The sequence below is a fragment of the Streptomyces sp. AM8-1-1 genome (assembly GCF_032229325.1).
In the GTDB taxonomy this organism is placed as follows: domain Bacteria; phylum Actinomycetota; class Actinomycetes; order Streptomycetales; family Streptomycetaceae; genus Streptomyces; species Streptomyces achmelvichensis.
The window spans coordinates 3,992,477-4,016,218 of sequence record NZ_CP135086.1; the positions used below are offsets into that span (position 1 = coordinate 3,992,477).

The 23,742-nt window shown below is 71.7% G+C and carries 20 protein-coding genes; 8 read left to right on the top strand and 12 right to left on the bottom strand.

From position 1 onward, the window contains the following. Window positions 1-11 precede the first annotated feature (11 nt). From RPQ07_RS17990 to RPQ07_RS18010, 5 genes are read right to left on the bottom strand one after another with little or no spacing between them, the layout of a single operon-like run. A complete protein-coding gene (locus RPQ07_RS17990; RefSeq protein WP_313945172.1) occupies window positions 12-1,646 on the bottom strand; it encodes a hypothetical protein in 1,635 nt (544 codons plus the stop codon). Further along, window positions 1,643-3,577: a TOMM precursor leader peptide-binding protein gene (locus tag RPQ07_RS17995; RefSeq protein ID WP_313945173.1), complete on the bottom strand. Its 1,935-nt coding sequence runs from the start codon at window positions 3,575-3,577 to the stop codon at window positions 1,643-1,645. Before RPQ07_RS17995 ends, RPQ07_RS17990 begins: the two co-directional genes overlap by 4 nt. Beyond that, complete coding sequence (locus RPQ07_RS18000; protein WP_313945174.1) at window positions 3,567-5,258, bottom strand: hypothetical protein; 1,692 nt, start codon at window positions 5,256-5,258, stop codon at window positions 3,567-3,569. The genes RPQ07_RS17995 and RPQ07_RS18000 overlap by 11 nt, the downstream gene beginning before the upstream one ends. Next, window positions 5,255-7,831 (bottom strand): hypothetical protein, encoded by a 2,577-nt coding sequence (locus RPQ07_RS18005; RefSeq protein WP_313945175.1) that lies wholly within the window; start codon window positions 7,829-7,831, stop codon window positions 5,255-5,257. The genes RPQ07_RS18000 and RPQ07_RS18005 overlap by 4 nt, the downstream gene beginning before the upstream one ends. Then, window positions 7,828-9,003 (bottom strand): hypothetical protein, encoded by a 1,176-nt coding sequence (locus tag RPQ07_RS18010; protein ID WP_313945176.1) that lies wholly within the window; start codon window positions 9,001-9,003, stop codon window positions 7,828-7,830. Before RPQ07_RS18010 ends, RPQ07_RS18005 begins: the two co-directional genes overlap by 4 nt. Window positions 9,004-9,218: 215 nt before the next feature. On the opposite strand from RPQ07_RS18010, the gene RPQ07_RS18015 reads away from it, so the two are divergent. Next, window positions 9,219-9,773 carry a hypothetical protein gene (locus RPQ07_RS18015; RefSeq protein ID WP_313945177.1) on the top strand — a complete coding sequence of 185 codons (555 nt, stop codon included), beginning with the start codon at window positions 9,219-9,221 and terminating at the stop codon, window positions 9,771-9,773. A gap of 145 nt (window positions 9,774-9,918) precedes the next feature. On the opposite strand, the gene RPQ07_RS18020 is transcribed toward RPQ07_RS18015, so the two are convergent. From RPQ07_RS18020 to RPQ07_RS18030, 3 genes are all read right to left on the bottom strand, one after another. Then, window positions 9,919-10,092: a thiazolylpeptide-type bacteriocin gene (locus RPQ07_RS18020; RefSeq protein WP_313945178.1), complete on the bottom strand. Its 174-nt coding sequence runs from the start codon at window positions 10,090-10,092 to the stop codon at window positions 9,919-9,921. Window positions 10,093-10,127: 35 nt separating this feature from the next. Next, window positions 10,128-10,304 (bottom strand): thiazolylpeptide-type bacteriocin, encoded by a 177-nt coding sequence (locus RPQ07_RS18025; RefSeq protein ID WP_313945179.1) that lies wholly within the window; start codon window positions 10,302-10,304, stop codon window positions 10,128-10,130. A 239-nt stretch (window positions 10,305-10,543) separates the two neighbouring features. Then, window positions 10,544-12,055 (bottom strand): SagB family peptide dehydrogenase, encoded by a 1,512-nt coding sequence (locus RPQ07_RS18030; RefSeq protein ID WP_313945180.1) that lies wholly within the window; start codon window positions 12,053-12,055, stop codon window positions 10,544-10,546. A 262-nt stretch (window positions 12,056-12,317) separates the two neighbouring features. Between RPQ07_RS18030 and RPQ07_RS18035 the strand changes: the two genes are divergently transcribed. The 4 genes from RPQ07_RS18035 to RPQ07_RS18050 all read left to right on the top strand — a co-directional run bounded on the left by RPQ07_RS18035 (window position 12,318) and on the right by RPQ07_RS18050 (window position 17,521). Next, the gene (locus tag RPQ07_RS18035) at window positions 12,318-13,781 is read left to right on the top strand and encodes a multicopper oxidase family protein (protein ID WP_313945181.1); all 1,464 of its coding nucleotides are present in this window, start codon (window positions 12,318-12,320) and stop codon (window positions 13,779-13,781) included. 75 nt (window positions 13,782-13,856) lie between these two features. Then, entirely contained in the window at window positions 13,857-15,611 is a 1,755-nt protein-coding gene (locus tag RPQ07_RS18040) for a fatty acid--CoA ligase family protein (protein ID WP_313945183.1), read from the top strand. Then, window positions 15,508-16,440 carry a 2-amino-3,7-dideoxy-D-threo-hept-6-ulosonate synthase gene (locus tag RPQ07_RS18045; protein ID WP_313945184.1) on the top strand — a complete coding sequence of 311 codons (933 nt, stop codon included), beginning with the start codon at window positions 15,508-15,510 and terminating at the stop codon, window positions 16,438-16,440. The genes RPQ07_RS18040 and RPQ07_RS18045 overlap by 104 nt, the downstream gene beginning before the upstream one ends. Then, window positions 16,412-17,521, top strand: coding sequence for a 3-dehydroquinate synthase II (locus RPQ07_RS18050; protein WP_313945185.1), 1,110 nt, complete (start codon window positions 16,412-16,414; stop codon window positions 17,519-17,521). Before RPQ07_RS18045 ends, RPQ07_RS18050 begins: the two co-directional genes overlap by 29 nt. Before the next feature lie 95 nt (window positions 17,522-17,616). On the opposite strand, the gene RPQ07_RS18055 is transcribed toward RPQ07_RS18050, so the two are convergent. Beyond that, on the bottom strand, window positions 17,617-18,222 hold the full coding sequence (locus RPQ07_RS18055) for a response regulator transcription factor (protein ID WP_313945186.1): 606 nt from the start codon (window positions 18,220-18,222) through the stop codon (window positions 17,617-17,619). 15 nt (window positions 18,223-18,237) lie between these two features. Further along, complete coding sequence (locus RPQ07_RS18060; protein WP_313945187.1) at window positions 18,238-18,789, bottom strand: hypothetical protein; 552 nt, start codon at window positions 18,787-18,789, stop codon at window positions 18,238-18,240. Window positions 18,790-19,022: 233 nt separating this feature from the next. Between RPQ07_RS18060 and RPQ07_RS18065 the strand changes: the two genes are divergently transcribed. Next, window positions 19,023-19,988, top strand: coding sequence for a helix-turn-helix transcriptional regulator (locus RPQ07_RS18065; RefSeq protein WP_313945188.1), 966 nt, complete (start codon window positions 19,023-19,025; stop codon window positions 19,986-19,988). Window positions 19,989-20,013: 25 nt separating this feature from the next. On the opposite strand, the gene RPQ07_RS18070 is transcribed toward RPQ07_RS18065, so the two are convergent. Then, entirely contained in the window at window positions 20,014-20,400 is a 387-nt protein-coding gene (locus RPQ07_RS18070) for a hypothetical protein (RefSeq protein WP_313945189.1), read from the bottom strand. Window positions 20,401-20,953: 553 nt separating this feature from the next. Here RPQ07_RS18070 and RPQ07_RS18075 point away from each other — a divergent pair. Continuing rightward, window positions 20,954-21,781, top strand: a complete 828-nt coding sequence (locus tag RPQ07_RS18075; RefSeq protein ID WP_313945190.1) for a mycofactocin-coupled SDR family oxidoreductase — start codon at window positions 20,954-20,956, stop codon at window positions 21,779-21,781. 35 nt (window positions 21,782-21,816) lie between these two features. Here the strand turns inward: RPQ07_RS18075 and RPQ07_RS18080 are convergent, their stop codons facing one another. After that, a complete protein-coding gene (locus RPQ07_RS18080) occupies window positions 21,817-22,353 on the bottom strand; it encodes a DM13 domain-containing protein (protein ID WP_413777841.1) in 537 nt (178 codons plus the stop codon). 274 nt (window positions 22,354-22,627) lie between these two features. Here RPQ07_RS18080 and RPQ07_RS18085 point away from each other — a divergent pair, with 274 nt between their 5' ends. Continuing rightward, entirely contained in the window at window positions 22,628-23,728 is a 1,101-nt protein-coding gene (locus tag RPQ07_RS18085; RefSeq protein WP_313948936.1) for a magnesium and cobalt transport protein CorA, read from the top strand. Window positions 23,729-23,742: the final 14 nt, after the last annotated feature.

Consider the following 23,742-nt stretch of genomic DNA (forward strand, 5'->3'; position numbering starts at 1 on the left):
GCTCCGAGCCGTCAGACTCTGAGGTCGAGCAGCGCGCCACCGGTGTCCTGAGGGACCCCCACGACCGCCGACAGGACGATCGCCTCGTCCTCGTCGAGGCCGATGACGCGTTGCGTGGGTATCTCCTTGAACGCCCTGACGGGGCGTGCGAACAGGCCCGACGCGGCCGCGGACAGACACAGTCCGTGGACCGCCCAGCCGCAGGCGTGCTGGGCGGCGCCCCAGCCGGCGGGACCGAGCCGGGCGAACAGCTCCCGGGGCCGGATCGAGAAGAAGACGGTCATCGGGGCGTGCCGGATGCGGCAGCCGTTGACGGGTGAGACCCCGTATCCGTAGTTCTCCTCCAGCACTCCGGGCGCCGAGGTGTCGGCGCGCACCAGGCGGGCCGTGCCGTCCTCGATGCGGTGGACGCCGTCGTCGTACCCGTCGATGCCCTGCACGACGGCGGTGACCTTCACCGCGTCGAAGGCGGCGGCGAGTTCGGGGCCCGGCGGCGGGACGGCGAGCCAGCTCATGGCGGTGTGCAGGGCCTCGGCGGGCAGCCGGGCGGGCCGGCCGCTCATGCCGTGCAGTCCGCGCGGCATCCGTCCCGAGTGGCGGCTCCACAGCAGCTCGGCCCAGGTCGGCGTCCGTCCGGAGGACGGTAGGCCCGCGGGCACGGCGGTGGTCATCGGCACGGGTGAACCGCCGTACGTCTGGCTCCGGTTGACGCGTACCAGGTCGGCGAACGCGGGGTCGCCCGCGCCGATGCCACCGGGTACGAGGTCCGGGCCGCCGGCCGTCCGGGGAGTGGTGACCAGGAGGGCGCCGGGCGTACGGGCCACGGGGGCAGCCGGGGCCGGGTCGCCCAGGTCGAGCACGAACGGCAGTGACCACTCCCAGGCACGTTCCGGCCCGAGTTCGCCGATCAGCGCATGCGCGTCGGCGTCGGGCAGCCGCAGCCTGGCGGGCACCCCGAAGAGCTCCAGCCCGATGCCCAGCGCCCGCAGCACGATGCCCAGTTCGATGGCGACCAGCGAGCCGCGGAACCACTGGTAGGCCGCCGGGATCGCCGTATAGCGGCCGGTCAGCGCGATCCGCCGGATCTCCCCGGGGTCCGGCGCCCCGGTCAGGGTGTGCAGATCCGGTTCCAGCAGCCGCCACGGGTCGCCGCCGCCCCCGTCCACGAAGGCGTGCACCGGGAACAGGCAGCGGGGCGAGGCGTAGGTCCGGTGGTCGTTGTACGGGTTCTCCGGCTCACGCCGCTGTGGGCCGAAGGCGGTGACCAGGGCCCGGCCGGGCCGTTCGGCGTCCGGCACCGCGAGGGCGGGCGGCCCGCACGGGACCGGACGGGCTGAGGGGACCCGGGGGAACACCATCCGCTCCAGGAGCCCGGCGGTGCCGAGCGGCAGGGTGGTGCGGGCGCCCGCGCCCGTCGGGGGCGCGGGCGCGACGTGTGTGTCCGGCGGCGGGGTGGCGTCCCAGGTCCAGCACGGCGGCTCGGGCCGGTCGTGGCCGGCGCCGTACGCGTACCAGAGCGGTTCGCGCGCGATGCTGTTGTCCCCTTCGGGGCCGGGCAGATCGACGGGCGAGCGCCGCACCGGCGCGGCTTCTCCCGCCACCGGACCCTGCGCTGCCGAAGCGGCCTCGGCGACCGGGGCCGTCACGGGAACGGGTGGGGGTCGTAGGGAATCGCCCGGTGCTCCTGGCCGGTGCCGCGCAGGGCGGCCTCCAGCCGGGGCAGCCCCGCGAGGCGCTGCTGGGCATGGCCGAAGCACATCGGCAGAATGCCCGGCACGACGGCACGCGCGACCGAGATACCGGCGTCGGCGTGCTCGCGGCTGGTCTGGTCGACGAGGACGATCCTGTCGAGACCGGCGTCCGCGAACAGGCTCCGGACGAACTCCAGCGCTCCGCGGACATCGCCGCCGGACGCCTCCGCCAGACGCCGAGGCCAGTCGGGGAAAGCCTCGTCCAGCGTGACCCGGGTGCCGCCGAGGGCCGCCGTGGCACGGGCGGCCGTCTCGGGCAGCGAGGAGAACCGGACGTGGTCCTCCAACTCCTGGACCAGCCATGGGTCATCGACCATCGGTTCCACCTGCTCGCGGGTCCAGTCCACCGGGTTGGTGACGAGCTGGGCCACCTCGCGCAGGGCTCCCCGGATCGCGGACTGCGGGTCGGCGCCGGACCCGGCGGACGAGAACGTCGCGGGGAAGGGGTTCAGCCGGTTCACCGCGAGCACCCAGACCACGGGCAGCGCGATGTCCTGGGTGGCGACCAGCAGATGCACGTCGAATCCGCGCGCCCTGATCAGTTCGATCATTCCGCGGCTGGTCGGGTCGGTGATCGACGCCTCCGGGATGTACGGCAGGGGCGCCGCCCGGTACCAGGAGGTGAGGAACGCGTCGCGCTCCGCCAGCTCGAACAGCGAGTGCAGCGCGGCCTCTTCGAGCCCGGCGCCGACGGCGCAGCCGCTGGAGGACTCGTAGAAGTAGTGCTTGCGCTCCGTCGGACCGACCTCGCGCGCGGCCCGCCGGTCCCGGCGGAACGCGTACTCGTACTGGTAGAAGGCGTGGTCGGCGGGAACGAGCAGGGCTCTGCCGTCCGCCAGGTCGTGACCCCACACCCAGTCCATCGGCGTGTGTTCGTCCGACGGCGTCACCCGCGAGGTGGGGTGCGCGAGCTGCTCCGCCGTGTACTGACCGAGCGTTGCGGGGTCCACGGCGTGATCGGCGATCTCCGTGTACGCACGACCCGTGAGAACCGGAATGTCGTACGGGAAACCACCGAGGCGTTCGTACCCCTCCAGGACGGCGACGGGCTCGGTCTCGGCGAAGGTCTGCGCGCGGCCGTGGCCCATGGCCGGGGCGTCGGGCACCACCGCCATGCTCATCGCGAACGGGGCGTGGGACTCGCGCAGGATCGCGCGGACCGGCCCGTAGCGGTCGTCGACGAGCCGGTCGCGCAGCAGCCCGCGCTCCACGAGCCGGCTGTGCGCCGAGCGGGTGGGGTCGCCGGACGAGGCGGGCCGGGCGCGCAGCGCGAGCGGCAACGGCACGGCCGTGCCGTCCAGTTCGGCCTCCGTCGGGCCGCACACCGGGCAGTGGAAACTGCGGGCGATGCGGTGCCGGCGCAGACCGCGCGGCGAGACGGCGTACAGCTCGCCGGGCCCCAGCGGCCGCTGTGCCAGATGCTCCAGGGTCGCCCGGAGCAGTTCGGGCAGCAGCGGCGCGCTCGGGGACGGGGCCGCGGTGGCATGGGTGAGGTCCCCCACGAGGGGGTGTTCGAGAAGGGTGCGGTCACGCACCTCGGCACAGCCCGCGCATCCGGCATCGCTGCCGGGCATCCACAGCGGGCCGACGAGCACCTCGTCCCCGTGCACCCGGACGGAGAGATGGGAGCGGCCCCGGTCGGCGGCCGCGTCGAGGCGTTCGCGCTCGAACGCGAGGTCCCAGCCGCGGTTCACGGCGACCGCGCCGTCGGTGGCCTCGGCGAGGGCGGCGAACGCGGTGTGCCATGCCTCGTCGTCGTACGGGGGTGAGAGCCCGGGGCCGTACGCCGGTGCGCCGGCCCGGCCCGCGGGGAGGTCAGTTCGCATCCTGGGGCTCCTGCGTGTCCTGGGTCTCCGGTGTAGATGCTGCTGCGTCCACCGGCCCGTACCAGAGGGGGAGTTCGCCGAGCACGGCATCGGTCCGCACGGCCCGGCCGCGGTGGACGAGGCCCGATTCCCCGGCCTGGGCGATGAGTTGCTTGCGCAGGGCGCCGAGGACGTCGGCACCGGCGAACAGCAGCGCGTCGGTGGACACGTCCGCGACCCGCTCCTCGCCGTCGCCGGCCGTCTGAAGGCGGGCGAGTGCCGTGCACAGCGCGGTACGGGTGGCCTCCTGCGCGCTCGCGCCCCAGCCGAGGCCGAGCGTGTCCCCCGCCCCGGCCACGCGGGCGAGCCGCCAGTCGAGGCCGGGGACGTGCAGAAGCTCCAGGGTGGGCGCGGCGGGCAGCAGCGGGCGCACCGCGGCGAGGATCCGGGCGGCCTCCGGGTCGAGGTCGTCCGGCGTGACGTCCGCCAGGGGCGCGGCCGACGGCGTGAGCCCGCGCAGGGCTCCGTCCAGCAGCCAGTGCTCCTCGGTGAGACCGGCGGCGGGCGTGCCGCCCTCGGGCGACCTGGCGCGCAGGGCCTGGAGGGCGGCGGCGATCGTCGCCGTCTCCTGGTGCCCGGCCCAGCCGACGACGGTGGCGGTCCGGTCCGCGCGCGGCTCGGCCGGGCGCAGGGCGAGCGGCATCTGCGGCAGGTCCTCGCCGGCTCCGGAGGCGAACAGCCCGGTCCAGCGGCGGGTGAGGGCGCCGGCGGCGGCCAGCGCGTCCTCGGGTTCGGGCATCTTCTCCGCGGGGGCGTCCTCAAGGGAGCTCGGCCGGCCGGGCGCGGCCGCCATGTGAGCTCCCTCGACGGTGACCCGGTCCGCGACCAGGGCCGTCCCGTGCACGACATGGGCCTCACCCATGTCCGCCGTGCCCGTCAGGGCGTCGAAGACGAGTTGTCCGGCGAGCGCGCCGGCAAGGGCGTCGGCGACCGGGCGGGCCGCCGGCTCGGTGTTCTCCGCGGCCGCCCAGCCCAGTGCGCGGTCCCGGAAGGCCTGCCAGGTGCGGCCGCCGTCCGGGCCCGTCACGGCCGGCCCGACGAGAGCGACGCGCTCGCCGAGCAGCACGGGGATCACCGGGACGCCGTCGGGGACACCGTCCGGGACCGCGGCGGTGACGCCCGCACCGCAGACCACGACGGCGTCCACGGGCTTGGGCGAACCGCCGTACGCGGCCGGGGAGTCGGCGACCGTCACCTGCCCGACCCCGGCCCGGCGCAGGCCGCGCGCCGCGGGTCCGGTCGCCGTGGCCGGCCCGGTCAGCAGCACGGTCGCGGCACGCAGCCGGGCGAACGCGGCATACGGATCTTCGAGCAGGGTCTCCAGCCGGGCGATCGCCTCGGGGTGACGGGAGCGCACCTCGGCGTCCGGCGGGGGAACGGTGAACGCGGCCGGGTCCAGCAGCATGCGGTTGGACCGCAGCCGGTCCACGAGATGGCGGACGGCGGGCCGGGCGCGCTCGGTGCCGATCGCGGTGACGAGCTCGTCCTCGGTGGCGCCCTGCTCCAGGAGGGGCACACACCCCTCGGCCACGGCGAACAGCAGCTCCGAGCCCCGCAGTACGAACTGCCCGTGCGTACCGCTGAAGTACACCCCGCCGGGCACCGGCGCGAAGTGCAGGTCCGGGCGTGCGACGAGCCTCATGACCGCTCCCCCGCGTCGTAGGTGAAGCTGCCGCCGGGCTCGCGGCCGACCTCGACCACCCACTCGGTGGCGTGGGTGCCGTCCACGACGGCCGGCAGCGCCTCCTCCAGATAGCTCCCGCCGGTGTCCGCGCCGCGGCGGTCCAGCATCCGCGGCAGCACCCGGGCGCTCAGGGCGCTGGTGAGGTCCACGTACTGCGGCTTCTGCTGGAGCCGCTTGGACTGGACGTCGGGCGCGCCCACCGAGAGGGGGCCCTCGTCCTCGGGGGTGGTCTTGATGACGACCTCCTCGGGGACACCGTGCCGGGCCCGCCAGGCGTTCAGCGCGAGCAGCCGGTCGAGTTCGTCCGGGCCGGCGGCGACGGCGGTGGCCAGCTCCTCGCCGCCGTACCAGCGCCGCCGACCGATCAGGACCTCGCCGACCGCCATCCGGGGTGCCGTTCTGGTGGTGCCGCGGTCCCAGGGGGTGGCGGCGTGCCAGCTGTTGGGCAGGGCGTTGAAGAGACGGCCGCTGATGACCAGGCCGGAGGCGACGGACAGCGGCGGCGGGAAGAGGCCGGGGTGGCCGGTGCCCAGCGGCAGGACCCGCAGGGGTCTGCCGTCCGCGTCCTCGACCCTGAGGGTGTCGGTGTCCGGGTCGTGGGCGAGGCGCAGTCCGAACCAGTCCTCGGGCCGGAGCCCGCCGGGGAGGATCGGCGTGTGCGCGTTGACGTTGAGCCGGTGCAGGCCGAGGTCCTCGGTGACGCGGTGGCCGTCGGAGCCGTAGGCGCGCTGGAGGTGGTCGGCGAGAAGCGGCAGGGCACGGCCGCCGAGCCGCCGGTCGGCCTCCAGGAAGCGGGCGTAGAGCATGCCGTGGCCCGGCAGTCCGTCGTTGAGGATCAGCTGCTCGCCGGCCTGCTGCAGCAGGACGCCGTAGATGAGGCGGTCCTGGCGGAACCGGTCGGGCAGGGCCGCCGTGAGCTCCCGGACGTCCTCGGCCGTCAGCCGGAGGGTGTCCTCACCGGCGTCGACGGTCTTCGACAGCCGGGCGTGGACGGCCTCGGTCAGCTCGCGGCGCAGCAGGTACATGCGCTCCAGGGAGCCGTCGGCCGGGCCGATGCCGTCGAGGGCGGCGACGTCGCCGGTGCCGTCGGGGCCGTAGGCGGCGGCCATCGCGGCGGCGCGGCGGGAGACCTCGCCGACGACGAACGGCGCGTTGGCGGCGAGCGGCACATTGGCCCCGGCGCCGAACCGCTCGACGAACGCGGCGGTCATCAGGACGCGTACGTCGTGCAGCCAGTCGAAGACGGTGAGGAGTTCGACGGCCGGTCCGAGGTCGGCCAGGGGGCGGTGCCACCGCTCGGTCGCCACCGTCAGCGGCGGCATGACGTAGTCCTCCTCGACCGTGATCTGGGCGGGCCGCCCGGCGAGGTGGCTCAGCTTGCCGAGACTGCCGCGCAACTCGTCGAGCACGGCGCCGCGTTCGGACGCCGGAGCGGCGGCCAGTGCGGGCAGACCCGCCCGGACGGCGGCGGTCAGGTCACCGGCGCGCGGATCGTCCGGCGTCAGCAGGTCGTCGTAGTCGGCGGAGCCGTCCTCGGCCTCGTGGAAGCTGCACAGCACGCCCTGCCCGAGGGCGTGGCGTACGCGCCGCTCGGCGTCGTCGGCGGAGCAGCCCGCGCGTTCGGCGACGTGCGCCACGACGGACGGGTAGGGCCGCGGTCCCATGGACACCGCGTCGAGCAGATCGCCGACGGGCCCGTCCAGGGGTACCGCGAGGCGGCGCATGCCCCTCTCGCCGAGCTTGAGGAAGAAGAGCTTGCCGGCCGCCTCGTCGGGGGCCGAGGTGGGCGGCAACCCGATCCACAGCTCGCTGAGTTCCGCGTCGCCGGGGTCGGGCAGCCCGCCGAGGACATAGCCGAGCATGACGCGGTCCAGGCCGGGGAAGGCGGTCGCGCCCTCGAACGGCACGTCGCCCGGGTCGACGCCGTCCGGACCCGGCTCGGCGATGCCGACGGCCGTGAACCGGGACAGCGGGCTGGTGCGCACCATGGCCCGGGTGACGTACTGGATGAGTCCGCGCTCGGACTTGCGGGTACGGGCGGTGATCTTGCCGGGGCCGAGGACGGCGGCGCGGTAGCGCACCGCCTCCTGGTGGACCTCGGGTGCGATCAGCGCCAGTGAGCGCAGCAGGTCGTCGTCGCCCAACAGAGCGGCCAGGCCCTCGCGTTCACGGTCGGCCGCCGCCGCGTAGCCGGCGGATATCTCGGCGCGCAGCCGCTCCCTGCCGTCCCGGGTCTCGAGCCACCGGGTCACTGCGGGGGTGGCGGGGTCCGGCGCCTTCCTCGGGGCGCGGCCGTTGTGGATCGAGCGGCGCAGCGCGATGAGGTCGCGGCGCTCGGTGTCGTCGGTGGCGGCGGCGATGCGGTGGTAGAGCTCCTCGGAGCACTCCGCGGCGGCGGCCGTCAGCGCCTTCTCGACGGCGGCGAGTTCATCGAGGAGACGGCGCTGGGCGGGATCGCTCAGCCGGTTGCGGCGCAGCGGATTGACGCGCAGGAACCACAGGGGTTCGCGGGCGGATGCGGTCGTGGTCATCGCGGGGCTCCCGTGGTGTCGGCTGTCGTGGCGGCGGTCATCCGGTCCCGCTGGGCGTTCAGCCGGTCCTGCCAGGACACGCCGAGGACCTCGTCGACCGTTTCGGCGATCGCGAAGCACATGTAGTAGCGCTGCATGGGAGAGACGGTGAGCAGCGGCAGTTGCTCGTAGAAGAGGTTCGTCAGCAGCCGGAAGGCGGCGAACCACCGTGAGGGGCTGGCCACCACCCCCGAGGCTCCGACGGCCCGGTGGAAGTCGGTGTCGGGCTGGTCGCCCTGCGGCACGGTGCGGGTCGCTCCGGGCGGGCCCATCTCGCTGCGGTCGACGCCGTCGGTGACGGAGTCGAGCAGGTCGAGCGTGAGGGTGCCGGAGGCGACCGCGCTCTCCAGGGTCCCGGAGCTGTAGGCGAAGGCGGTGCGCCACTCGGCCGCGGCCGGCGACACCTCGCCGCTCAGGCGCTGTTCGACCACGGCGCGCAGCCGGGGTGCGTCCCGGGTGAGCCGCTCCTGGAACAGCGGCCTGACGTCCTTGGTCGGGGCGGCCCACGCGAGGAACGCCTCCACGTGCGAGCGCGGCGAGAACACTCCGTGCGCGGGGCCGAGGAGATGGGTGTCGGCGAGTGCGGCGAACGCCTCGGCCAGGCGGACGGTCGCGGTGGCCGGCTCCGCCGTGATCCCCTCGATCGTGCGCAGCAGCGGCTTGGTGAGGGCGCCGAGGACCACGGTGCGGAAACGGTCGAGCCGCGGTTCGCGGGAGGCGGTGTCGGCGGGTCCGAGATGGACGACGACGCCGTGCTCACGCAGCGGAAGGTAGGGGGGCTGGACGGCTTCGAGGCGGCCGAACTCCCGTGCCTGCTGGAGGTATGCCTCCTCGGTCAGCGCTCGGGGCGGGTCGAGCGGTCCCGCGTCGAGCGCGGCCGCCGTCGCGTCCCAGTCGGCGCCGCCGGGCATGCCGGGGACGTTCAGGGCGAGGATGTCGACGTGCGGACCGTGCAGCCAGCCGCGGCGCAGCTGGACGGCGGGTGCTCCCTGCTCGCTCAGGGCGCGGGCGACCGGCACGATGCGCTGGGTCAGCCACGCCGGTGTCACCGGCATCCGGGTGTGGAGCCGTACTCCCGTCAGGCCGGCGGAGTCCGGCTTCACGGCAGTGCGCTCCGGCGCTTCAATCCCCATGCTTTCGCACCTTCCGAGAAATCGAAAACAAACGTCTGACAGGAATCTTCTGGCGATTCGTCCGGCCCGAGAAGTGAATGCGAAGGGGCCGCTTACATACGTCACGGTTTCCGTGACACCGGTACGCGGCCCGGCACCTGGGCAGCCGATTGCGGCCTCTCGACGGTTGGCCGAAACCCGTCAGAATGAACGGAATGGCGTTGTACTCTCGCGCAATGACTACGGAGCCGGAGTGTCAGACACTCACGCAGAATCTGCGCCGCCGCGGAGCGATCGTTCTGGCGGTGTTCGCCCTTGTTTGGGCATTCGCCGGCGGGTCGGGGATAGAGGCGGCGGCGGTGTCGGTCACCGTCGGAGTGGTGGCCGCCGCGCTGAGCGTCGCGGGCGTGGTGCTGGCCTTCCGCGGGGCCGCGGGGCCGGTGGTCCGCAGTGTGCGTCTGCCCCAGAAGTGGAACCGCGGTGTCGGCATCGTCAACACGGCCGAGGTGGTGGCCGTCTTCGCGGTGATCGCCGCGTCGAACGCCACCGGCCGGCCGGAGCTGATCCCGCCGGGCATCTGCCTCGTGGTGGGGCTGCATTTCTTCCCGCTCGCGCGCCTCTTCGACCAGTGGCAGTACACCTGGACCGCCGTCGCGCTGAGCGTCGTCGCGGTGGTGGGGTTCGTGGCGATCGCGGCCGGCACGACCGGTGAGACGGCCCGCGTCGTGGTCGGCCTGGGGGCCGCGGTGGTGCTGTGGCTCTCGTCGTTCCATGTCGCCGTGCGGGGCTGAACCGCCGGGATACGGAATCCGGCTGGCGACCGCGGGCCGCGCCGGACCCGGGTACGGGAGCTGAGGAAGAGCACCCGTCCGGACACAAGGATGTACCCATCCAACCGGCCGGCTGGATGGGCGCATCCTTTGGTGCAACTTCCGATCAGCAACCCGAGCAGGTCGACGACGAGGACGAGGTCCCGATCGAGCCCGTCGAAGCGCCCATCTCGGGAAGTGCGACGCCTTGCGCGACTTCGAGGGTTTCGAGTTCTTCGACGTCGAAGCTCTCGAATGCCGCCGCCACGTCTTCCCCGTACTGCCAGTCGTTCCTGCTCATTCCAGGTTCCTTCCGGTGATCCGCGGAGCGGGTTCTCAGCAGGCGGAGCAGGTGGAGGACGAGGACGACGAGGTGCCGATCGAACCGCTGGAGGCGCCCATCTCCGGGAGAGCCACACCCTGCTCGACCTCAAGGGTCTCCAGCTCGTCCGCGTCGAAGCCCTCGAACGCCTTGGCCGCGTCGTCGCCGTTCTTGATGTCGTTGATGCTCATTTTGAATTCCCTTCCGGATTCTTTAGCCGCCGTGTTCGGCTGCTGAATTAATCATGCGCTCGCCGCCCATCCGTGGCTAGTGTTCCCGGCTCCGTCCTGACATTTATCACGGTGGATATAACGGCTGTCATGCCGAATCGGCCGCCCGCCGAATACAAGTGCGCCGCTTTTCCTCCCCGTGCGGGGAGGAAAGCGGCGCTTTGACGCAGGTCGGGACCGGGGCGGGCCTTCTCCATCGCCTACGTGTCCGCCGGGAGCGACCACTCCGGGCTGTTGAGCAGCCGCCAGCCCTCCTCCGGCTCGCCGGCCACCGAGTCGCCGGGACTGCGGCTGCCGAGCAGGAAGTCGCCCACGGAGGACTCCCGCAGATAGTCCAGGCCGAGCACCCGCGCCGACATGTCGGCGTCCCCGTTGCCGAGCCCGCACGGCGCCAGGCCGAGCGCCGTCGCCACCAGATACATCGTCTGGTAGAGCACGCCGGTGTGCCGCAGCGTCGTCGCGTAGGCGATGGCGCGGTACTTCCACGACATGCGCTGGAAGCGTGCCGTCACGGTGACGAGCACGTCGGGACGCGCCTCCATACCGGTGGCGCGCGACGCCACATGGAACAGCGACTCGCGGTCCACGGCATCGCCGTTGACGAGGACGAGCCGGTGGCCGACGGGGTCGTAGTAGTAGATGCCGGCCGCAAGGCCCGCGCAGCGCCGCACCGTCACATACAGCTCCAGCTCGTAGCCCTGTCCGCCGCTGGGGTAGGGACGGGAGACGACCTCGTCGCGGTCGCTGCCGTCGCCGGGCCTGAAGTGGGCGCGGACCCGGGCGACGCGGTAGAGGAACTCGCCGAGCTCCGCGGCCGTCAGCTCCCGCTCACCGTAGGAACGGATGGAGCGGCGCGTCTCCAGCGCGGTGGTGAGCAGCGGGTCGCGGCTCTCGATCTCCTCCAGCGTCGGCCGGTACAGCTCGGTCACCGGGCCGTCCGGGACGGGCTTCACCGCCGGCTGCGGCTCGATCTCCCCCCGGTAGGGGTAGACGGCGCCGAACAGCTCGTCGTAGCGCCCGGAGCGGATACGGGAGTGGAACAGCAGGTCGTGGAAGTCCCACTGGCGCAGCGTCGGGTCGCTGTCGGAGACGAACGCGCCGCCGGCGTCCGCCGGTTCGACGAAGCCGGCGCCCGCCAGATGGCCGAGCACGTCCAGCACCTCGTCACCGCCCAGCGCGACTCGCTGCGCGAGACCTGCCACGGTGGCCGGGGCCCCGAGCTCGGCCACCAGGTCGCGCGCGGCGCCGTCCACCAGGACGGCGCGGTACTTCACCAGAGGTGACTCCAGCACCAGCGCGCCGCCGCGGGAGCGGCAGAACGCGAACCGGGAGAGCCGCACGGTCGTGTCGGGCCCGAGCGTCGCGACCCGGTACTCACCGTCGCGGGCGACCGCTTCCAGACGGACGAGTTCACGCCGCTTCGAGCCCTCGTCCCGGCTGAGGACGCTGTGCGCCAGAAGATGGCCCGCCCGGTCCAGGAACCGCTGCACCTGGACCTGTTCGGCGGGCAGCAGCCCCTCGAAGAGGTCGTCCAGCGGCGCGGGACCCTCGGTGAGCCGGACCAGGGCGGTACGGATGCCGCCGCGCACCGGGCGCAGTGTGAACGAGGTGACCGGGCTGGTCAGCGTCGCCGACTCGCCGTCGAACGCGACCCGTACGTCCTCGCGGAAAACCGGCGCGATACGGGGCGGTGGAGCTTTCTCTGTCGTCATACGGAACTCCGGGGTGCGCAGGGAACAGACGTCGGAAAACACTCTGATGCCGCCCGGGAGTTGTGGTGCCGGCCGTCGGAGAACCGGTGACAGAGACCATGTCCGGCCATGACAACCGTCACGCGGAAAGGCCCGTTCCGCTGAGGTGATCGAGGTCATGAATGACGTGACAGATGACAGCAGCGGAACCCTTTCGCTCGGACATTCACCGGTACCGCCGCATGCTCGTAGCACGAATTCACCTCGCCACTAAGGAAATCTCGTGCTCACTCGTCGTCATGCAATACGACTCGGTCTCACCACGGGTGCCGTCGGCGCGGTCGGCGCGGCCGGCGGGGTGTTCCAGACCCTCACCACCCCCAGCGGCACCGCGAAGGGGGCAACGGCGGCCGGCGCCCCGGCCGTTACCCCCTTCGCGGTGCCGCTCCCCCTGCCCAAGGTCCTGAAGCCCTATCTGCGGACGGGGACCGCCGACTTCTACGCGGTCACCATGAGCCGCACCAGCCACGAGATCCTGCCCGGCCGGCGTACGGACGTGCTCACCTACAACGGCTCGTTCCCCGGCCCCACCATCCGCGCCCGTTCCGGGCGCACGGCGGTGGTCAAGCAGATCAACGCGCTGGAGATGCCGACCTCGGTGCATCTGCACGGCGGCAACAACCCGGTCGCGCACGACGGCGGCATGATGGACACGATCGCCCCCGGGCGCAGCAGGACGTACGTCTACGCCAACAAGCAGCCCGGCGCGACCCTGTGGACCCACGACCACGCCCACCACATGGAGTCCGAGCACGTCTACCGCGGGCTGTCCGGCCTCTATCTCCTCGGTGACGCGGCCGAGGACCGCCTGGGGCTGCCGTCCGGTGCGTACGAGGTGCCGCTGATCCTGCGGGACGCGCAGTTCGACGACGCGGGCGCCATGGTCTACACGATGGACGACGCGTTCAACCGCACCACGATCATGGTGAACGGCCGGCCCTGGCCGTACCTGAAGGTCCAGGGACGCAAGTACCGCTTCCGGATGCTCAACTCATCCAACCTGCGCATCTTCATCCTGCGGTTGTCCGACGGCAGCCAGATGACCCAGATCGGCTCCGACGGCGGACTGCTGCCGGCCCCCGCGCCCGCCCCGGTGCTCGTCCTGTCCCCCGGTGAACGCGCCGACTTCGTCATCGACTTCGCGCAGTACGCCCCCGGCACCCAGCTGGTCCTGGAGAACCTGATCGGTCCCGGCCCGGTCGAGCAGGTCGGCAAGGTGATGCGCTTCGACGTGGGCGAGAAGGTGGCCGACCCCAGCCGCGTCCCCGACGTCCTCACCACCCTGCCCGCCCTGGCGAAGCCGACCGTGGAGCGCACCTTCGAGCTCCAGATGGACGAGCCGGAGACCGGCGGCCACCAGGCGTACATCAACGGCAAGACGTTCGACGCGAAACGCATCGACACCGAGATCCGGTGGGGCACCACGGAACTGTGGACCGTCACCAACAAGAGCGCGACCATTCCGCACAACTTCCATACGCATCTGGTGCAGTTCCGCATTCTCGAACGCGACGGACAGCCGGTCTATCCCGCCGAGGCCGGATGGAAGGACACCGTGCTGCTCTTCCCAGGCCAGACGGTGAAACTCCAGCTCACCTTCGATTCGCACCGCGGGGTCTTTCCCTATCACTGCCACATGATCGACCACAGCGCCATGGGAATGATGGCGCACATGAAGATCACGTGACCGGCCCGCATGCACGGGCCCGTCCGAAATCCCTCATCCGACCTGTGATGTACCGACTTTGAAGATTGGAGGGTCATGGCCACCCGGAACAGCACCTATGCGCAACGGATCCTGGACGCACTGGAACGGGATCCGGCCCGTGGCGTCGTGCACGGGCCGGGCACCACCGTCGCGGCGGGTGAACTGGGCGACTCCGTCCTCGGCACGACAGCCGTTTTGCACGCCCGCGGCATCGGACACGGCGACGCGGTGGGCGTGCTCACCGGGCCGAACCATCCCCTGATGCTCAGCGCCCGCTATGCCGTCCACCTCCTGGGGGCCACGTCCGTCTACATCCGGTCGATGAACCCGAGGACCGACACCGAGACGTTCTCCCTGGCCACCCAGACCGAACTGCTGCGGGACATCGGAGCGTTCCTGCTCCTGGTGGACGAGGAGAGCGCCCAGCGCGGGCGCTGGCTGGCCAGACGGCTGCCCGGACTGACCGTGCTGCCGATCCCCCGGGAGGCGCCGGCGCGCGCCGCCCTGCCCACGCACTTCCCGCCCGTACGGCCGGAGGCGCTCGCCTCCGTCGAGTTCACCAGCGGCAGCACGGGCCGCCCCAAGATGGTGGCCCAGCGCTACGGCACCCGTGAGGAACTCGTCGACCGCCTCGCCCATGGCCTCGATCCCCGGGGACCCGCGACGCTGTTGTCCGTCACACCCATCAGCCACACCACCGCGCCGATGGCGGACGCGGTGCTGTCCACCGGCGGCACGGTGGTCCTGCACGACGGCTTCGAGACCGAGGCCGTCCTGCGCGCCTTCACCGACCACCGGGTCACCGACGTCTATCTCGCCGTGCCCCACCTCTACCGGCTGCTCGACCACCCGGGCATCACCACGGCCGACCTCACCTCGCTCCGCCGCATCACCTACAGCGGCACCCCCGCGGCCCCGGCCCGGGTCGCGCGGGCGGTCGAGATCTTCGGCGACGTCCTCATCCAGGTCTACGGCTCCACCGAGGCGGGCGGCATCACCTGTCTGACCCCGCTGGACCACCGCGAACCCGAGCTGCTCGGCACCGTCGGCCGGCCCTTCCCGTGGGTGGCCCTGGAGATCCGGGTGGCCGGCAGTCCGGTCCCGGCCGAGCGCGGGCAGACCGGCGAGATCTGGGTGAAGTCGCCGACCGTGACGGCCGGTTACCTCGACGACGAGGAGCTCACCGGCGCCACCCTCAAGGACGGCTGGCTGCGCACCGGCGACCTCGGGCACTGGGACCGCTACGGCTATCTGCGTCTCGACGGCCGCGTCGGCGACGTGATCAAGCACGGCGGTCTCAAGCTCGACCCGGCGGCGATCGAGGGTGCCCTGCTGCGGCATCCGCAGGTCCGCCAGGCCACCGTCTTCGGGGTCCGCGACAGCGACCTCGTCGAGCAGGTGCACGCCGCCGTCGAGCTGCGCAACGGCGCCCCGCGCACCTCCTGCGACCTCCGGGGATTCGTGGCCGCGACGCTCACTCCGGAACACACCCCCGTCCGGATCTCGGTGTGGCCCCAGCTTCCGCTCACCCCCTCGGGCAAACCCGACCGCGCCTATCTGCGCGCCATGACCACCCCGGCCCACGACACCCGGACGCCTCCTCGCGCCCGGTCCGACCACGGAGGTGCACCACGACGGAACGAGCAGCCGACCTCAGGAACACCGCCCACGATCACGCCCACCCGCGAACAAGAAAGGGCGCTTCATGACCACATTCGGCCATTTCGCCCGGTCACTGCGGCTGCGACGGCTCTATCGCCACAGCACGGCCGGCCTGATGATCACCCCTCTCGACCACTCGATCCATGACGGCCCGGTCGTGCCGAAGGGCACCACCCTCGACCAGCTCGCCGGCCGGCTCGCGGCCGGCGGTTCGGACGCCGTCGTCGTGCACAAGGGCAGTGTGCGGCACATCAGTCCGGAGCGGTTCGCCGCGATGTCGCTGATCATCCACCTCAACGCGAGCACCAGTCAGGCACTCGACCCCACCGCGAAGTACATCGTGGCCGGGGTCGAGGAGGCGCTGCGGCTCGGCGCGGACGCGGTCAGCGTCCACGTCAACCTCGGCTCCGACGACGAGCGCCAGCAGATCGGCGACCTCGGGCGGATAGCGGACGCCTGCGACCGCTGGAACCTCCCGCTGCTGGCCATGGTGTACCCGCGCGGCCCCCGCATCACCGACCCCCGGGACCCGGCGACCGTCGCGCACGCCGTGACGATCGCCGCCGACCTGGGGGCCGACCTCGTCAAGACCGTCTTCCTCGGGTCGACGGCGGAGATGCTCGACCTCACCGCCGCCTGCCCGGTACCGGTTCTCGTCGCGGGCGGCCCTGCCCTCGCACGGGAGGAGGACGTCCTCGCGTACGTCCGGGACGCTCTCGCCGGCGGCGCGGGCGGGGTGGCGATGGGCCGCAACATCTTCCAGGCGCCCGACCCGCGCCGGCTGGCCGCCAAGGTCGCCCGGCTCGTCCACCACTTCCCCGAACAGCACTTCCACCCGGGTCCGTTCGTGGCCGGGCAGCTCGACGACGAGCGGCTCGCCGACGAACGGCTGACCCCCGACCACCTCGACGACACCGAGATCCACCACACGACAGGAGGGCCCCACCATGACGGACGCCAAACTGTGCTGGCTTGACATCCGCAACGCCGGCACCGCCACCGCGGCAGTACTCGAAGAAGCCCTGCACCAGCGCATCGACGGCATCGTCGCAGCCGACCCGGCCGCCTTCGCCGGCCTGCCCCCGACGGTCCGCAAGATCCTGCTCTTCGAGGACGGCGTGGTCCCGGACGACCTCAGCGGCGCCGACCTCGTGATCGTCCCCGGCGGCCGGGACGCCCGCGCCGGCCTCGCCGCCGCCCACCCGGACGTCGAGTTCGGCCGGTACGTCGAGATCGTGGACGCGGACACCCTCGAGGACGCCTGCCTCGCGGCCCGCCTGGAGAACTGGAGCATCCTCAACTTCCGCGACCCCACGAAGATCCCGCTGGAGATCGTCATCGCGGCCGCCACCGGCGCCCCGGGCTCGATCGTCACCACGGCGTCGAACCCCGAGGAGGCCGAGATCATCTTCGGTGTGCTCGAACTCGGCTCGGACGGCGTCCTGATGCAGGGGCTGACCGTCGGCGACGCCACCGCCCTGCGCACAGCGGCCACTTCCCGCACGGGGAAGATCGAGCTGGTGGAGCTCACGGTCACCGCGGCCAGTCACATCGGCATGGGCGAGCGCGCCTGCGTCGACACCACGACGTACTTCCGCAAGGACGAGGGCATCCTCGTCGGGTCGCACTCCAAGGGCATGGTGCTGTGTGTCAGCGAAACCCATCCGCTGCCGTACATGCCCACGCGCCCGTTCCGGGTCAACGCCGGCGCCCTGCACTCGTACACCGTCTCGCAGAACGGCCGGACCCACTATCTGAGCGAACTCCACGCCGGCAGCACCGTGCTGGCCGTGGACGTCAAGGGCCAGACGCGTCCGGTCAGCGTCGGCCGGGTCAAGATAGAGACCCGTCCGCTCATCTCGATCGACGCGGTCGCGCCCAACGGCCAGGCCGTCAACCTGATCCTCCAGGACGACTGGCACGTCCGGGTCCTCGGCCCCGGTGCGGCGGTCCTCAACAGCACCGAACTGAAGCCCGGCGACACGATCCTCGGTCATCTTCCGACGGCCGACCGCCATGTCGGCTACCCGATCAACGAGTTCTGCCTGGAGCAGTAGCAGCAGTCCGTGCAGACGGACGAACAGCTCCCGGACGCCCCGCCCCGGCACGCCTGGTGCCGGGGCCGGCGCGTGTCCGGACCTCCGTCGCCGGCTCACAGCCACCCCTGTTCCACCGCGATGCGGGCGGCGTCGAAGCGGTTGCGCCCGCCGAGTTTCTTGATGGCCGCCGACGTCAGATTGCGTACCGTCCCCGAGGCCAGATAGAGCTCCCCGGCGATCTCCTTGACGGTGGCTCCGCCCGCCGTCAGCCGCAGCACGTCCAGCTCGCGGATGCTGAGCGAGGTGTCGCCCGTGACCGGCGGCCGGATGAGGGCCGGGTCGACGGTGAGACAGCCGCCCGCGACACCGATCAGCGTGGTGATCAGCTGTGGCAGCCGGCCGTTCTTCGGCACGATGCCCAGGGCGCCCGCGGCCACCGCACGGTCCACCACGGCCGGTGTCGCCGTGCCGACCATCAACGCGACGCCGCAGCCGGGGTGGTGGGAGCGGACGTCGGTCGCGATCCGCAGCGCCTTGCCGCCCATGGTGCTCTCGCCGAGCAGGAGAACGGTCGGCCTGCACCGTTCGACGGTGGGCAGTACGGCCTCGAAGGTGGTCGCGAGGCCCACCACCTCCAGACCGTCCGTTCCGTTGAGTGTCTCGGCGAACGCTTCCAGCACGAGCTGGTGATCACCGGCGACGACGACGCGTATCGACATGCTGTGCCCCCACAATCAGTGTGCTGTGACCGGTGGCCCGGCCGACGGCCGTGCGTCCGGCGGGCGGTCCGTTCCGCTGAGAAGCTGTTCGACCACGCGGCGGGCCAGTTCTTCGTCCTGGCCGGTGCCGGCGGCGGTGTCCGATGCGAGTTCGATGTGCCGGGCTCCCTCGGGGAGGGCCGCGGCGATCACCCGGGACGCGGCGCGAAACCTTTCCGCGAGCCTGTCCGTTCCCGAGCCGGACGGAATGACGACGACCGAGGTCGAGACCGGCCCGAGGTCGGCGGCGATCTGCGCCGGCAGCTCGCGCACCATGTCGAGGTCGTCGATGTCCGTCCGGTACGGCAGCGCCACACGATCGATGTCCGCGAGTTCCTTGCACAGGAAAGCCGCCTTGGTGGCCGCGTCGTCGCCCCGGCCGGGGTGTCCGGCCCCGACGACGGCGACGGCGGCACCGGCCGCACACAGTCGTGCGGTCACGATCCGGCCGGCGCCCGTGGTGGCGTCGACGACGAGCACGATGCAGCCGTCGAGCGGCGCGGGAGGGTGGGGCCCGGCGAACGGCATGAGGACTCCTGGGGTCTGTGCGCGGGCAGAACCCGGCGGCAGTCGTAGATCCCTGTCGGTGGGTACGACGAGCAGGTAACGTGCCAAATGTGTGAACAGATGGGGCCCGCCCGTGAAGCCGACTTGCTCGAGCGGGAACCGGGTGCACGTCCGCGTGCGTGCCCTTGTTTCGCAGTGAAGTTCCGTTCAACCGTGGTTCAAGGGGGAAATGCCACGTGGACGAGGTTTCGTCATTGGATCAACAGACCCTTGGCGTCTATCGCGCGATCCTGTTCCACAAGGAACACGACCCCGTGCAGCTCGCCAAGCTTCTGGACAGCACTCCGGAGGAGGTGGAGGCCGCACTCGGCCGGCTGTCCAAGCTCTCTCTGCTGGCACCGTCCCGGGACAGTCCGGGCAGGCTCCGGGCGGTCAACCCGGCACTCGGTCTCAAAGTCCTGCTCCAGCGGGAGCAGGACGAACTGGCCTGGCGACAGCAGCAGATCGAGCAGAACCGCTCGGCTCTCGCCGCTCTCGCCGCCGAATACACCGCGTCCGGGGGAACCGAGTCGCTCGGCGGCACGGAACACCTCGACAACGTCGACGACATCCGCATCCGCCTCGAAGCCCTGGCCGAGTCCTGTGCCGTGGAGTCCCTCGCCTTCCACCCCGTCAACGCACTGACGGAGGAGTCGATCGAGGCCGGGCGGCCGCTCAACGAACGAGCGCTCGCCCGGGGCGTACGATTCCGCTCCATCTATCTCGACAGCGTCGCCAACGACCGGGTGACCCGGGCCCACGCTCAGTGGATGGCCGAGCGCCGCAGCGAGATACGCACCTCGCCGACCCTGCCGATGCGGCTGCTCATCGTCGACACCACGGCCGCGGTCGTCGCGGGTCTGCCGGGACAGGCACAGCCGTCCGCGCTGCTGTTCAGCAACCCGCCCGTGGTGCACGCCATGCGCGCCCTGTTCGAGGCGTACTGGGAGCATGCCAGCCCCCTCAACACCCCGGCGGACTCGCACCCCGGCGGACTGACCGCGCAGGAGCGCAAGTTGCTCCAGCTGCTGGCCACGGGTCTCACCGACGAGGCGGTGGCGCGTGCGCTGGGTATCGGGGTCCGCACCGAACGCCGCATCGTGGCCGAACTGATGGACCGGCTGGGCGCGTCGAGCCGGTTCGAGGCCGGCGTGCAGGCGACCCGGCGGGAGTGGATCTGACGGAACTGCTGTGCTGACAACGTAGTCACCTCTTCGGCGGGGTCGGCCAGACGAAGTCGTCCGGGATTCCGGGGAGGCCCGGGAGGTCGGGGAGTTCGCCCAGGATCGGCCAGACGAAGTCGTCCGGGACGCCCGGCTCACCCAGGGGCTGCGGCCACACGAAGTCGTCCTTGCCGTCCTTGGCCGCCGTCCGGTCGCCGCCGCGGGCGCTCTGCGCACCGTCCGTGCCGGGCTCGGTCTTCGGCTGCGGCCAGACGAAGTCGTCCTCGCCGCTGGGCGTCTGGGAGATCTGCACCGACGCGGCCGGCCCCTGCTGCCCGGCGGCCTGCGCCGGCGAGGAGAAGAGCAGCGAGCCGAGAACGGTGGCGGCTATGACGGAAGCGGCGGCGGTACAGCGGGTTACACGTGACATTGATCGTCTCCATTCGTGCGGTGGATACGAATGCGGCAGTGTTTCCATTCGGAAGAAGTTGTCCGGCGGCCGTCCGGCCCGGGGGCCTTTCGACTGCGTAGCTAGAGGAAATCACCGACCCCGTACTGTTGTCTGCTTTCGGCCAGACCAGGAACCTGCCTGGCATGAAGGTGCCTGCCACGGAGGTGGCCGGTTCATGCCGGACAGCGGCGCCAACTCCCGCCCCTGTGAGGAGAAACAGCAGTTCAGAGCGGTGCGACCAGGAGGCCGGGGCGAGGGACGCATGTACGCGGTGGCCGAGCGCGCCGATTCCGGACGGCGCGTGGGCGGTGATCATCTGCCATTCCTGGGCGGAATGCTTGCCACCGGTAAGGAGGCGTCCGCTTCTGCCGCTGTCATTTCAGGAATTACTGAAACGAGGGTCCCTCGAGGTCGGTCCAGCGATGAAAAGCACGCCGGCGGTACCGCGGACACCCTCGGATGCCGTCTGGTGGCGCGCCGGTTCCGACCATAGGTTCGGTCCGGACAGGCTCGCGTCGAGGAGGCACACGCAGTGGGGAAGTTCGACGGCAAGGTCGCGTTGATCACCGGTGGCGCGCGGGGACAGGGACGGGCGCATGCCGTGGCCCTGGCGCGTGAAGGCGCCGACATCGTGACGTGCGACATCGCCGGGGAGCTGGAGAGCGTTCCCTATCCGCTGGGCAGCGAGGCCGAACTGGCCCGCACGGTCGACCTGGTGGAGTCGACCGGCCGGCGCTGCGTCGCCCTGATGGGAGACGTCCGCAGTCTCCAGGAGATGGAGAACGTCGCGGCACGGGCACTGGAGGAGTTCGGCCGTATCGACTTCCTGCTGGCCAACGCCGGGATCGCGTCCGCCTCCCCCCTCGCCTCGATGGACGCCCTCCAGTGGCAGGAGATGATCGACGTCAATCTGACCGGCGTCTTCCACTCGTTCCGCGCGGTCGTGCCGCACATGATCGAGCAGGGCTACGGCCGGATCGTCGCCACCTCCTCCGTCGTCGCCCGGATGGGCGCGAAGAACAGCGCGCACTACGCGGCGGCCAAGTGGGGCGTCATCGGGCTGGTGAAGTCCCTGGCGCTGGAGGTGGCCGAGCACGGCATCACCGTGAACGCGGTCCTGCCCGCCGGGGTGAACACGACGATGATCCACAACCGGGCCACGTACCGGCTGCTGCGTCCCGACCTGGACGACCCGGCGCGAGAAGACGTCCTTCCGGTGCTGGAGGGTCAAGGGCCCGGGCTGATGGAACCCGAGGACGTCACCGCGGCGGTACTCCTTCTGCTCGCGGACTCCGGCGGATTCCTCAACGGCGAGGCCATGACACTGTCCGCCGGGCTCAGCGCCTCCAACGCCGGCTGACCGGCGTGGTTCGGGTCACCGGCTGACCGGCCGGGTCATACGGGAGCGAGCTCCGCGGCCCCGAAGGAGACGTCGAAACGGTCGCACCAGATGCTCACACTGCTGTAGTCGGCCGGATCGACGCCTCGCGGCAGCGCATAGTTCTGGTCGCCCTTGTTGCCCTTCAGCTTGCCGAGTGCCGTGTGCTTGCCGTCGTCGAAGACACGCCACCCGGCCGTGCCCTCCTTGACCGGAGCGTCCGCCAGCAGGACGCGCAGATCGGGCCCGTTGCTGGTGTCGAGGTTCTCCAGCCGGAGCACGTGCGAGCCGTCGGCCAGCCGCACGATCTTCACCGTGCCGGTCGTCCGGTGCTCGTGGCTGATCAGTTCGCCGGTGGCCAGCGTGCGGGGCCCGGCCTGCGGCGGGGAGTCGGCGGCGTCCTGCTCCGGCACCCCGGCGGGGGCCGCCGCCGGCAGGTCCTCGCTTACGGTCTCGTCCACCCACAGCTTCCACGGCTGGAACCACACGGCACCGACGGCGCCCGCGGCCAGTCCCAGAAGCAGCAGTCCGACGACCACCGGCCGTCGCAGCATCGCCCGCATGTGATCCACTCCCCGTCGCGTGTCCGGCGTCGTCCCCCGTCGGGATCCGCTCGGCCCTCCACGGCATTCAACGGCAGCACGAGCCGCGACGGTGGCCATGGGCCGGTGACGAAAGTCTTACGTCCTGCGCGCGGCCCTCGAACACGCGGGGAAGGAAGCGCCGCGCGACCGCCCCGCCACCGAAGCCCCCACCTGCGCCGACGACAGCGGACAGGCTCGGGTGGCACACTGACCGGCGGTCGTTCGAAGGAGCTCCGCCGTGCCGATGATCCGCACCCTGCGCCGTGCCGTGGGGCGTGCGCACCAACCCCGCGTCGACCTCAGCCACCCGGCAAGGTCGCCGCTCGGCAGCTCGGTCGTCAACTGCGTGGTCTACGAGGACGGGATGCGGCTGTCGGGCCACGCCTCCGCCGAGGACGCCCTGCGCCAGGTCCGCAAGCACGAGGGCCGCTTCGTCTGGATCGGGCTCCACGAGCCCACGGCGGCCGAGTTCGCCGGACTCGCGGAGCTCTTCGCGCTGCACCCGCTGGCCGTGGCGGACGCGGTGCACGCGCACCAGCGGCCCAAGCTCCAGCGGTACGAAGGGGACGGCACCCGCAACGGCACGCTGTTCGCCGTCTTCAAGACCTGCCGCTACGTCGAGCACGAGGAACTCACGTGCTCCAGCGAGGTCGTGGACACCGGCGACCTCATGGTCTTCACCGGGTCGAACTTCGTCATCACCGTCCGGCACGGCAGGCACGGCTCGCTCGGCCCGCTCCGCGAGGCCCTCGAAGGGGACACCGAGCAGTTGTCCAAGGGACCGGCCGCCGTGCTGCACGCGATAGCCGACCGGATCGTCGACGACTACCTCGTCGTCGCCGAGGCCGTGCAGACCGATGTCGACGACGTCGAGAGCACCGTCTTCGACACGTCGGCGGGGCGGGCCGACCCCGGGCGGATCTACCAGCTCAAGCGCGAACTGCTGGAGCTCAAGCGGGCCGTCGCGCCGCTGGACAGGCCGATGTGGACCCTGGCGACCACACCTCTGCCGCCGGTCGGACCCGAGATACAGCCGTACTTCCGCGACCTCGTCGACCATCTGGCCCGGATCAACGAGCAGATCATCTCCTACGACGCCCTGCTCGACTCGATCCTCCAGGCACACCTGGCGCAGGTGACCGTCGCCCAGAACGAGGACATGCGGAAGATCACCGCATGGGCGGCGATCGTGGCCGTGCCGACGATGGTGTGCGGTGCGTACGGAATGAACTTCGAGCACATGCCGGGGCTGCGCTCGCCCTTCGGCTATCCGGTGGTGATGGCCGTCATGGTGGTCGCCTGTCTGGTGATCCACCGTAGTTTCCGCCGCAACGGCTGGCTGTGAGCCGGCCCGGTCAA